This window comes from Aurantibacter sp. (assembly GCF_042094015.1).
Lineage (GTDB): Bacteria > Bacteroidota > Bacteroidia > Flavobacteriales > Flavobacteriaceae > Aurantibacter.
In genome coordinates this window covers 25,413-36,945 of the sequence record NZ_JBELDZ010000019.1, presented here as the reverse complement: position 1 = coordinate 36,945, position 11,533 = coordinate 25,413, and the positions used below count along the sequence as shown (strand labels likewise).

At 29.8% G+C, this 11,533-nt stretch carries 11 protein-coding genes; 4 read left to right on the top strand and 7 right to left on the bottom strand.

The genetic code is table 11. The features are described from left to right. Together ACFDSN_RS04660 and rodA are read left to right on the top strand one after the other, a co-directional pair. Nucleotides 1-1,199 (top strand): penicillin-binding transpeptidase domain-containing protein (locus ACFDSN_RS04660; protein ID WP_375238668.1); only part of this gene is annotated, 1,199 nt, incomplete at its 5' end. Next, the gene (rodA, locus tag ACFDSN_RS04655) at nucleotides 1,192-2,478 is read left to right on the top strand and encodes a rod shape-determining protein RodA (protein ID WP_375238667.1); all 1,287 of its coding nucleotides are present in this window, start codon (nucleotides 1,192-1,194) and stop codon (nucleotides 2,476-2,478) included. The genes ACFDSN_RS04660 and rodA, both read left to right, overlap by 8 nt. Before the next feature lie 24 nt (nucleotides 2,479-2,502). On the opposite strand, the gene gldC is transcribed toward rodA, so the two are convergent. Together gldC and gldB are read right to left on the bottom strand one after the other, a co-directional pair. Next, nucleotides 2,503-2,835 carry a gliding motility protein GldC gene (gene gldC, locus ACFDSN_RS04650; protein ID WP_375238666.1) on the bottom strand — a complete coding sequence of 111 codons (333 nt, stop codon included), beginning with the start codon at nucleotides 2,833-2,835 and terminating at the stop codon, nucleotides 2,503-2,505. Continuing rightward, nucleotides 2,828-3,796, bottom strand: coding sequence for a gliding motility lipoprotein GldB (gene gldB, locus ACFDSN_RS04645; protein WP_375238665.1), 969 nt, complete (start codon nucleotides 3,794-3,796; stop codon nucleotides 2,828-2,830). Before gldB ends, gldC begins: the two co-directional genes overlap by 8 nt. Nucleotides 3,797-3,884: 88 nt before the next feature. Between gldB and nadE the strand changes: the two genes are divergently transcribed. Next, a complete protein-coding gene (nadE, locus tag ACFDSN_RS04640) occupies nucleotides 3,885-4,676 on the top strand; it encodes an NAD(+) synthase (protein ID WP_375238664.1) in 792 nt (263 codons plus the stop codon). 173 nt (nucleotides 4,677-4,849) lie between these two features. Here the strand turns inward: nadE and ACFDSN_RS04635 are convergent, their stop codons facing one another. From ACFDSN_RS04635 to ACFDSN_RS04620, 4 genes are all read right to left on the bottom strand, one after another. Next, the gene (locus ACFDSN_RS04635) at nucleotides 4,850-5,380 is read right to left on the bottom strand and encodes a DUF6584 family protein (RefSeq protein ID WP_375238663.1); all 531 of its coding nucleotides are present in this window, start codon (nucleotides 5,378-5,380) and stop codon (nucleotides 4,850-4,852) included. A gap of 163 nt (nucleotides 5,381-5,543) precedes the next feature. Then, nucleotides 5,544-6,200 carry a peptide-methionine (S)-S-oxide reductase MsrA gene (msrA, locus tag ACFDSN_RS04630; protein WP_375238662.1) on the bottom strand — a complete coding sequence of 219 codons (657 nt, stop codon included), beginning with the start codon at nucleotides 6,198-6,200 and terminating at the stop codon, nucleotides 5,544-5,546. Nucleotides 6,201-6,341: 141 nt separating this feature from the next. Next, the gene (locus tag ACFDSN_RS04625; RefSeq protein WP_375238661.1) at nucleotides 6,342-7,121 is read right to left on the bottom strand and encodes a zinc ribbon domain-containing protein; all 780 of its coding nucleotides are present in this window, start codon (nucleotides 7,119-7,121) and stop codon (nucleotides 6,342-6,344) included. A gap of 3 nt (nucleotides 7,122-7,124) precedes the next feature. Next, complete coding sequence (locus tag ACFDSN_RS04620; protein WP_375238660.1) at nucleotides 7,125-8,219, bottom strand: Nif3-like dinuclear metal center hexameric protein; 1,095 nt, start codon at nucleotides 8,217-8,219, stop codon at nucleotides 7,125-7,127. A 64-nt stretch (nucleotides 8,220-8,283) separates the two neighbouring features. Between ACFDSN_RS04620 and lpxK the strand changes: the two genes are divergently transcribed. Continuing rightward, nucleotides 8,284-9,294, top strand: coding sequence for a tetraacyldisaccharide 4'-kinase (lpxK, locus tag ACFDSN_RS04615; protein ID WP_375238659.1), 1,011 nt, complete (start codon nucleotides 8,284-8,286; stop codon nucleotides 9,292-9,294). Here the strand turns inward: lpxK and ACFDSN_RS04610 are convergent. After that, the gene (locus ACFDSN_RS04610; RefSeq protein WP_375238658.1) at nucleotides 9,287-11,509 is read right to left on the bottom strand and encodes an ATP-binding protein; all 2,223 of its coding nucleotides are present in this window, start codon (nucleotides 11,507-11,509) and stop codon (nucleotides 9,287-9,289) included. The genes lpxK and ACFDSN_RS04610 overlap by 8 nt on opposite strands. Nucleotides 11,510-11,533: the final 24 nt, after the last annotated feature.

Genomic DNA, 11,533 nt, shown 5'->3' with positions numbered 1-11,533 from the left:
TAATTGCAATTGAACCAAGTAGCGGAGAAATTTTAGCTATGGTTGCAGCTCCAACATACAATCCTAACGATTTAGTTGGAAGAAAACGTTCTAAAAATTTCACTAAACTTTATAGAGACAGCATAGCGAAACCACTTTTTAATAGAAGTTTACAAGGCGTTTATGAACCAGGATCTCCTTTCAAATTAATGAATGCTTTGGTCGGTTTACAAGAAGGGATAATTACAACAAATGAAAAAGTAACTTGCCATAATGGCTATAGATATGGAAATCGTGTTTTAGGTTGCCATTGTGGATATGGTGTTAGAAATAATGTTACTGATGCCATTATAAGATCTTGTAATGCTTTTTTTGCAACTACATATAGACGTATTTTAGATAACGAAGACAACGCATCTCTAGGAATTAATACGTGGAGTAAACACGTTAAAAGTTTTGGCTTAGGAAATTACTTAAATAATGATTTATCTGTTGGTCAAAAAGGATTAATTCCGGATAGAAAATATTATAAAAACGCGTATCCAAGAGAGTTTTATTCCTCATACACTATTTCCAATGCTATTGGACAAGGCGAAGTACAAACTACACCAATACAATTAGCAAATATGGTTGCGGCCATAGCGAACAGAGGATTTTATTATACACCACATATTGTAAAATCAATAAAAGGCGAAACTTTAGACAAAAAATTTACAACTCCAAAATACACAAGTATTGATAAAGAACATTTTGAACCTGTAATTGAAGGTATGCATCAAGTCTACACAAGTCCTAAAGGAACAGCATATTACCTACAGGTAAAAGATATTGAAATATGTGGAAAAACTGGAACTGTAGAAAATTTTGCTAAAATAAACGACTCAACGAGAGTACAATTAACTGACCATTCTATTTTTGTTGCTTTTGCACCTAAAGAAAATCCAAAAATAGCCATAGCTGTTTTTGTAGAAAATGGCTATTTTGGAAGTCGTTTTGCTGGACGAATTGCTAGTTTAATGATTGAGCAATATCTAACAGGAACTATTACAAGACAAGATTTTGAAGATTGGATTTTAACCCATAGCTTAGAGAATGAATACGCTAAACCATATTCAGGAGAACCATTTAAAATAAATAGAGAGACTCAATATCAAATTATAGAAAAAAACCCAAAAGATAGTATTAGAATTAAAGCTTTAAGACGTAAAAAAAATGATTAGAGAAACCGACAGACATTTTAAGTTCGATTGGATCGCTATTCTATTATTTTTTAGTTTAGTTCTTTTTGGTTGGGTAAATATTATTTCAGCATCACAAAGCGGAGAAGTTATTGACATATTAGATTTTTCTAAATCTTACGGAAAACAACTCCTTTTTATTGGATTATCATTCTTTTTAATTATTCTTTTACTTTCTGTAGATAGTAAGTTTTACGAACGGTTTTCAAGTATTATCTATGTAATATCTATGCTATCTCTAGCTGGACTATTCATATTTGGTAAAAATGTAAATGGTGCTACTTCCTGGTATGGAATTGGAGGAATAACTATTCAACCTAGTGAATTTGCTAAAGTGGCTACAGCGCTTGCTATTGCAAAATATTTAAGCGATTTAAATATTAATATTAAACAGCTAAAACATCAAATTAATATTGTTTTAATCCTATTAATTCCTGCCTTACTAATCTTATTACAAAAAGATGCAGGAAGCACATTAGTTTATGGCGCATTCTTTTTTGTGTTATATCGAGAAGGTTTACCTAAAATTTATTTACAAATTGGTGCTTTAACTATATTTTCGGCAATTTTAAGTTTAAAATTTGGTCTAATTATTACAGCACTATTTATAGTAATAGCTGTAGCATTAAAACTATTCTTTTTTTCAACTAAAAAAATTAGAAGACGTATTCCAAAATTAATTGCTATATCAGCTTTATACATTGGTTTTGCTTTTACTGTAGGCTATGTATTCACTAATTTATTACCACCACATCAAAAAGATAGAATTACCATTTGGCTAAGTTTAGAAAAAGATCCAGTTAAACTGGAACGCATGAAAAAACTTGAAGCCTATAACTTAAATGAATCTGAAAAAGCTATTAGTAGCGGTGGATTTTCAGGAAAAGGTTTTTTGGATGGTACAAGAACCACTGGTAAATTTGTACCAGAACAACATACAGATTATATTTTTAGCACTGTAGGAGAAGAATGGGGATTTTTAGGAAGCTCTGCAGTAGTAATTGTATTTGTTTTATTAATGCTACGAGTTTTATTTTTAGCAGAAAGACAGAAAACAACTTTTAGTCGCGTTTATGGCTATAGCGTTGCTGCCATACTATTTTTTCACTTTTTAATAAACATAGGAATGGTTATGGGACTAATTCCTACTATTGGAATTCCACTACCTTTATTTAGTTATGGTGGTTCTGGGCTTTGGGGTTTTACTATTCTACTGTTTATCTTTATTAAATTAGATTCTAATAGAATTAATGAGTGGTAATCGTTAATAACTACCCAAAACCAATTACTTCTTTAATTCCAGTTTCTCAGCAAAATAGTCGCAAAAATCTTTCATTGTAGCACTCATTTTTTCATCTTGAGTAGCACGTTGAAATGTATCGCTCATAGCTACTAAAGTTTGGTGAAAAAACACTTTCATTTCGTCTACAGGCATATCTTTAGTCCATAAATCTATACGTAAAGACTCTTGTTGTTCACTATCCCAAACAGAAAGCATCATAGCTTTAGCTTCGGCATTTGTAATTCCGCCATCTTGTGCAGTCCAATGTAATTTTTCTGGAACTTTATTTTCATCTAGCCCAACTTTTAGGGTAATTTCAGATGTTAATTTACTCATTTGGTTCTGGTTTATACTTTGATAAATTAAAAATAGTTTCTGCATCGGTTTTTAACATATCCTCAAAAGAAACATCATTGTTTTTTAAATAAGATTTTACAATTCTCCAACCCACAAAACGACCAATTCTACCTGGAGAATCAGAATCAATTTCGGCTAAATAAAACTTACTAAAAGGTGCTGGATTAATAAACTGGCTCGCTAATTTATTATCTGTACTAAATAATAATTCTCGCTCAATAAAATAAGTCCAAATATTTTCTTCATTTACTTTTGCCCAATCAAATTGCGCTAATGAATAACCAATTTTTTCAGCATCAGATTTAAAAGGTATAACACGGTCTTTATAAGCCAGTAGTTTTCCGTAATAAATCATTTCGTCCAAAAGTGTTTTTCTTTTAGGTTGAAAAACAGTCATTTCACCATATTTAGTTGCAATATCTACTACCATTTGCTCTGGTTTCATATTAGCTTTTAAATACTCCTGTAAGCCATCATAGAAAAAATGTTTATCCCCTAAATAAGTATCTAAAGAAATTAAAACAATCGTATCTGTAACAATAACTTTATTTCTATAATCTACAGAAGATGTTGCTGTAACAACTCTTGGCGTTTTAAAATATGAGTTGTAATATTTTAAATGCTTAAATAATTTAGTGATTTCTACTTTCTGTTTTGAAAGATTAGAAAACACATTTGCAGTTTCCTTATGTAATTCCTGCTGTAAACTATCTTGCATTTGTACCAACCAAAAATCGTCTGTAAAACGATTAGAAAACATAAAAGGAAAAGCTGCTTTCAATTTTGGCAAGTCTTGTGGTTTTGCTTCACCAAAAGCTTTATCAAAACGTTCTATATTAAAATTCACTTCAATACTAGACACATCAATATTAGATTTAGAATCATCTATACAAGACACTAAAACTATAATACACAGAACTAAAACCGATAATTTCTTCATCTAACTAAGTATTAATTTTTAATACTAACGCAATTACTTTATTTTTGTTGGACAAAGGTACTACTCTTTAATTAAATTTCCTTTTAATATGCAAACAGAAAAAGTAATAGATCATATTGTTAACTGGTTAAAAGATTATGCAACAAACGCTAGAGTTAAAGGTTTTGTAGTTGGAATTTCTGGAGGAATAGATTCTGCAGTAACCTCTACACTTTGTGCTAAAACAGGCTTAGATGTTTTATGTATTGAAATGCCAATTCACCAAGCAGAAAGTCACGTTTCTAGAGGACAAGAACATATTAAACAATTAAAGAAACGTTTTCCTAATGTACAAGACACCAAAACAGATTTAACACCTGTTTTTGAGGAATTTACAACCGAAGTTTCTCTTGAAGGTAAAGAAGATATTGTAAATATGGCTTTAGCTAATACCAGAGCCAGATTACGAATGACTACTTTATACTATCACGCAGGACTTTACGGTTTACTAGTTGCTGGAACTGGAAATAAAGTTGAAGATTTTGGCGTTGGTTTTTATACTAAATATGGTGATGGCGGCGTAGATTTAAGCCCGATTGCCGATTTACTTAAAAGTGAAGTTTATGCTATTGCAAAAGCATTAAACGTTCCTAAGTCTATAATTGAAGCTGCACCAAGCGATGGGTTGTTTGGCGATGCTAGAAGCGACGAAGATCAAATTGGAGCAAGTTATCCTGAATTAGAATGGGCAATGAAAATGAAAGATGAAGGAAAATTAGAACGTGATTTTACAGGAAGAGAAAAGAAAGTGTTTAAAATTTTTATGCGCTACAACCGTAACAACCAACACAAAATGATTCCTATTCCAATTTGTGAAATACCAACTAATTTGAAAGAATAACACTTCTTTGTTGTAAAATAATTATTTGGTAATTAGTGGTACAAGAGCTTTCTAACTTGTTACATTTATTATTACCAGATGTGGTAAATTTTTTATCTTGCTTAATTAATTAGCTTTCATATTGATGCTTTTTTATTAGTTATATCCGTTTGTTGTGGTGTCGTTTTTTAATTTCAGAAAATCCATTTTATTACTGTTATAACTCCAATAATTGAACATATTGCTAAAAAAATAAAAATTCCAACGATTGGATAAACTGTTAGCTTATCTCTAAAATCCATTTTTGGGCTACCTTTTTTCGGCCTTTGTTTATTCGATTTTGGACTGAATTTTGGAACGTAATTAGCTTTACCTTTACTATCAGATTCTAATTCCAATAACTTTTTTTGAGTAAATTCAGGTAATTTGGATTTGTCTCCTCGAAATACTATTTCCTGTAAAATCTGGTATCCTGAATAGTTTACCGATTTTTCGTAAATCTCAACGCATTTTTTAATTCGGTTGTCAGTTGGTTCAGTCAGAATCCAATATTTTCCAGCAGAATCCAAAAATCCACTTTCGTAATAAAGTTCAGCGAGTTTATTCCATAATTCAATCTCATTCGGATTTTCCTGTATCAAATTCCGCAACCTGTCAGTCGCTTTGAATTTCAGTCCGTTTTCAATTTCGGAATCTATTTTGTCTAATTTTTCTTTTAAACTCACAATGTTTCTCTCAAATGCACCACAACGTATTATTTAGTAACTTTTATTATTGATATCCCGTAAATAACTCAGGATATGGTAAGATTATCACCACTGTTATCCCGTAAAGATAATTTTTTTATTGTAATATCCAGTGGACTGTTTATATTTGAAAAAAATGAACTTATTTTTTTAATACACTTGGCATTTTACGTTTAAAATGATTTAATCTTGGAATAGATACATTTTGAATGTATGGATGTTCTGGATGACGCTTTTCGTAATCTTGGTGGTAATCTTCGCCTAACCAAAATTTTTGAAACGGATAAACTTCTGCTGCTATTTTTGCACCAAGTTGTTTTGCTAGCGCATTTTTTTTGGTCTCTATAATTTGTTTTTGTGTGTCGTTTTGGTAGAATAAGATAGATCTGTATTGCGAACCTCTATCGTTTCCTTGTCCGTTAGCTTGTGTTGGGTTTTGAGATGCAAAATAAATATCAACTAAGGTTTTAAAACTTACTACTTTAGGATTATAAATAACTTCTACAGCTTCTGCATGGCCAGTTCTGCCTGTATTGCTTGACTCGTACGTTGGGTTTTTAGTATGTCCGCCAGAATAACCGTTGTAAACTTCTGTAACGCCATTTACGCTTTCGTAAATAGCTTCTACACACCAAAAACAACCACTTGCAAAATATGCTTTAGCTAGTCCATTTTCTAAAGGCACTTCTATTGGTTTTGTAGTTGTAATGTCTAACTGTTTTTTTGAGTTTTTGTTTTGCGCATTATTTTGACAACTAAATGTTAAAATAGTAATTAACGATAAAATTAAAGTTTTCATATTTTGTGTTTTTCTTTCTCCTAGGTCGAATAAAATTAGAAAACCTTAATTTTAATTATTGTAAAGTTTTCTTAAAATAAATCATAAAAAAAGCCTTTACAGAAATGTAAAGGCTTTTTTTTATATAATAATAAATGAAGCTTATAATTTAGCAATCATTTTATTCATTTTTACTGTTTGTTCTTCAGCTAATTCGGCATCAACTAAAATACGACCAGAATGCTCATCTGTAATTACTTTTTTACGAGCAGCAATTTCCATTTGTACTTGTGGTGGAATTGTAAAATAAGATCCTCCAGAAGCGCCACGTTCTATTGCAACAACAGCTAAACCATTTTTTGCGTTTCTTCTAATACGCTCGTAAGCTTTAACTAAACGTTCTTCTAGCTTTCCTTTAAGTTCAACAACTTTAGCTTCTAAAGCTTCTTCTTCTTTTTTAGTTTCGTTTAAGATTGCATCTAACTCACTTTTTTTGTGCTTTAAATGTTCTTCACGCTCTTTGTTGTGTTCTTTAGTGTTTTCTATAACCGTTTTCTTTTGTTCGGTTTTAGCTTTGAATTCACGGATGTGTTTTTCTGCTAATTCAATTTCTAATTCTTGAAACTCAACTTCTTTCGTTAAAGAATCGAATTCACGATTATTTCTAACATTTTCTTGTTGTGTAGCGTATTTCTTAATTAAGCCTTTAGCTTCTTCAATTAAGTTTTTCTTATCGCGAATAGATGTGTCTATATCTTCTAAACTAGCTTCAAGTTTTTGCAAACGTAACTGTAATCCAGAAACTTCATCTTCTAAGTCACTTACTTCAATAGGTAATTCTCCACGAACATTTCTTATCTCATCAATTCTAGAGTCAATAATTTGTATGTCGTATAGCGCTCTTAAGCGTTGTTCTACCGTTATTTCTTTCTTTTTTGCCATGTTTTAAAAATACTTAACAGGATTTGTGTTTGTCTTTGATAAAGAGATTGCAAAATTATGAATTTTTTTTGTAAGTATTGCTACTAATCCGTTTTTTGTGAATTGTTCGCTTTCATAATGTCCAATATCTGCTAAAAGTATGTTGTTTTCTGCGCTAAAGAAATCATGATATTTTAAATCTGATGTAATATAAACATCTGCTTTTGCTTTTTTAGCTGCGTTTATTCCAAATGCACCAGAACCACCTAAAACCGCAATACGCTTTATGTCTTTATTTAGAAATGATGAATGACGAATTGTGTTAGTTTGCATATGTGCTTTTAAGTATTCTAAAAATGCTTTTTCCGGCAAAGGTGTTTCTAGCTCTCCAACCATTCCAATTCCAATAGTTTGATTTTTGTTTTCTATTGAAATTATCTCATATGCAATTGTTTCATAAGAATGATTTTTGTGTAAAGCTGATAAAATTTCACTTTCTAAATGTTTTTGAAAAACTACAGAAATTTGAGTTTCTTGTTCTGTATGTAATTCATTTTTGTTGCCTTTTCTAGGGTTTGAAGCATTGTTACCTTGGTAAGTTCCATTTCCTTCAATATTAAAGCTACAATTACTATAGTTTTCTATGTGTCCAGCTCCAGCTTTAAATAAAGCGGTTCTTAATGCTTCAGCTTCATTTTTTGGAACGTAAGTGGTTAGTTTTTTTAAAGTGTTTTTCTGCGGAATTAAAATCTTAGTGTTTTTAAGATTTAATTGATTACAAATCATTTTATTAACACCAATAATAGAATTATCTAAAGCTGTATGAATAGCATAAATAGCAATGTTATTTTGAATTGCTTTTAAAACTGTACGCTCTACATATGTTTTACCAGTTAAAGATTTTAGACCTTTAAATATAATGGGATGAAAACTACAAATAAAATTGCATCCTTTTTTTATTGCTTCGTCCACAACAGCTTCTGTAGTATCTAGAGTGACTAAGATTCCTTTTAAGTCTTCATTTTTATTACCAACTAAAAGCCCAACATTATCAAAATCTTCGGCATAATTTAAGGGAATTTCTTTTTCTATAATTGAAATAACATCTGCAATTTGCATAAATATTCAGTTTTATAATATGGAACAAATATAAAATTTTTACTTTCGTTGTAACGCATAACTTATGATGAAACTCTTTAGATATTTAGCTTTTCCGTTTGTACCCATTTATTTTTTGGCCACTTGGTGTATTAATAAAGCATATAATGTTGGTTTTTTTAAATCAAAAAGTTATGATTTCCCTGTTATATGTGTTGGTAATCTAAGTGTAGGTGGTACAGGAAAATCGCCAATGGTTAGTTACTTAATTAATTTATTGAAAGATAAAAAACAAATCGCGACATTAAGCAGAGGTTACGGTAGAGCAACCAAAGGTTTTGTATTGGCTAAAAATGGTTTGACTCATGCAGATTTAGGTGATGAGAGTTTTCAGTATTACCAAAATTTTGGAACAGATATTACAGTTGCTGTTTGCGAAGATCGACAAAACGGAATTTCTAAATTGACAGATTTGCAGCCAAAACCAGAAGTAATTGTTTTAGATGATGCTTTTCAGCATAGAAAAGTAAAGGCAGGATTTAATGTGTTGCTTTCTACGTATTCTAACTTATTTACAGATGATTTTATGTTGCCTACTGGTAATTTGCGTGAGACTAAAAGTGGTTATAAACGAGCTAATGCTATTGTGGTTACAAAATGTCCAACAATAATTACAGATGAAACTAAAAAGCAAATTGTTTCTAAGATAAAACCTTTAGAATATCAGTCTGTTTATTTTAGTTCTATTACTTATTCTAAAACTGTTAAATCGGCTAAAGTTGAATTAGATTTAGATGCGTTAAAAAAATTCACTTTAGTTACTGGAATTGCAAATGCTAAACCATTAGTTTCTTATTTAGAAAATAAAGATTTGGTTTTTGAGCATTTAGAATATGAAGATCATTACAATTTTACTCAAAAGGATATTAATACGTTATCTGAATTAGATTTAATTATAACTACTGAAAAAGACTATATGCGCTTGCAGTTTGAGCATAACCTAAAAGATAAATTATATTATCTACCTATAGAAATAGAAATTGATAATGCTTTAGATTTTAATAAACAGATTTTGAACTTTGTAAAAACTAATTAATAATATCTTGCTTAGTTAACTCAGTAAATAGAATTTTTTCGAAAACTTCTTGTTTAAAAGGTTTAGAAATAACATTGGTAAATCCAGCCGTTTTAAATTCGTTAAGTTTATCATCTAATGTTACAGCGGTTAGAGCAAAAATAATTAAGTCTTTATCAAATACACGTATTTGCTTTGTAGCTTCAACACCACTAATTCCTGGCATATGAATATCCATTAAAACGACATTGTGCTTTTTTTGTTTTACAAGTTCTACTGCAGCTTCTCCATTGTCTACAATATCACTTGTAATTTTCATTTTACTCAATGTTTTTTGAGTAATCATTTGATTAATTTTATTGTCTTCAACAATTAAAACATTAATGTTTTCAAGGTTGTTTTTTTCAACATCTTTGAAGTATTCAATTTGTTTTACTTCTGTTATTTTTTCTCCTTTTTTAACATCAATTTCAAAATAAAACTTTGTTCCCTTTCCTAGTTCACTTTTAAGACTTATAGTACCACCTAAAATTCCAACTAACCCTTTTACAATTGATAATCCAAGTCCAGTACCACCATATTTCCTATTTATTTCTATAGAGCCTTGCGAGAAACTATCAAATATATTTTCTTGTTTTTCTTTACTTATACCAATCCCATTATCTTCTACCTCAAATCGTAATGTGTATTTTTCTTGTTCTACTTTTGTTTTTAAAATTCTTACCCAAACGTCTCCATTTTTGGTGAATTTTATGGCGTTTCCAATAAGGTTAATTAATACTTGAGAGATTTTAACCTGATCTAAAACAAAATAACTTGGCAAATCTTTATCGTATTCTAAGTGAATTTTTACATTATTTTTTGGTTGTGCATTACTTAATGCTAATATTATGTTTTTTACCTTGGATTTAAGATTGAAAACTTCTGTTTGAATATCTACTTTTTGAGCTTCAATTTTGTTAACATCTAAAATATCATTAATAAAAGTAAGTAAATAATCTCCAGAGAATTTTAGTGAATTTAAGTGTCCTTTTTGCTCTTCTTTTGGGTTTTCTTCAATAAGCATATTTGTTAATCCTGTAACTGCATAAAGTGGTGTTCTTAATTCATGGGTTACAGTAGATAAGAAATTTGCTTTAGCTTTTGTAGCTTGTTCTGCTGTTTCTTTTGCTATTATAAGTTCTTTGTTTTTTGCAGAAAGCTCTTTGTTAGATTTTTTACGAATAGTATTGTTTTTATAAAGCGAAATTGTAAATAAAGAAAGTATTGTAAAAAATGCAAAACCAAGCATTGTAATAATCTTGTTCTCGGTTTTAGTATCTTTTAGCTCTTGAAGGTTTTCAATTTTTTCTAATTGGTATTCAGTCTGGTCATTTTTTAAAAATTCTAAACGTTTTTTTGTAGATAACTTGTTGTCTTTTACAGCATTTAATGAATCGTTATACCTAATATGTTTTTTTAAATATTTATTAGATTCTATTAATTCTCCATTTCTTTCCTGAATATCACTAATAATAAAGAATGTGTTTTTTAAAATTTCTGTGTAGTTATTTTCTTCTGCAATACTCAGACCACTATATACCATTAATCTACCACGTTCTAAATCTATTATACGTGATACAATATGTCCTTTATATATATATGAAGCACTTAAAACATCTTGTGCTTTTTTTGTTTTTGCTCTAGATATACATTTGTCAAATTCCTCTATAGCAAAACTAAACTCATCTAACCTATAGTGTACAATAGCTTTTTTTAAGATTGCATACATTTGAGCATCTACATCATTTACTTCTCCAAAAACAATTTCTGCTAACTGATAATATTTTTTTGCAGAATCATATCGAAATAAGTTTAAATACGTGTCTCCAAGTCCACTGTAACTATTTGCTAAAGCTATTTTGTTATTTAAAAGTTCTTGTTTTAATATGGCTTTTTGAAAAGACAGTTCTGCTTCGTCATATTCTTGCATTAAAAGCATTAACTCACCAATTTCATAATAAACAAGACCAATACGTTCATTGTCATTTATGTTTCTAGCGTATTTTAATGCGTCGTCTAAGTCTTTTCTAGCTTGGTAATACTGATCTTCTTTAATATTGTTTTCAGCTTCAGTAATATACATAGCTACTTTTTCCTTGGATGCTTTTATTTCTTCGCTCGTTTTATTCTGAGCGGTAATAGAAACACACATAAGACAACAAAAAAGGATATGTAAAATTTTATTTTTTAGCATAACAATAATGCAACAGCGTTTTAT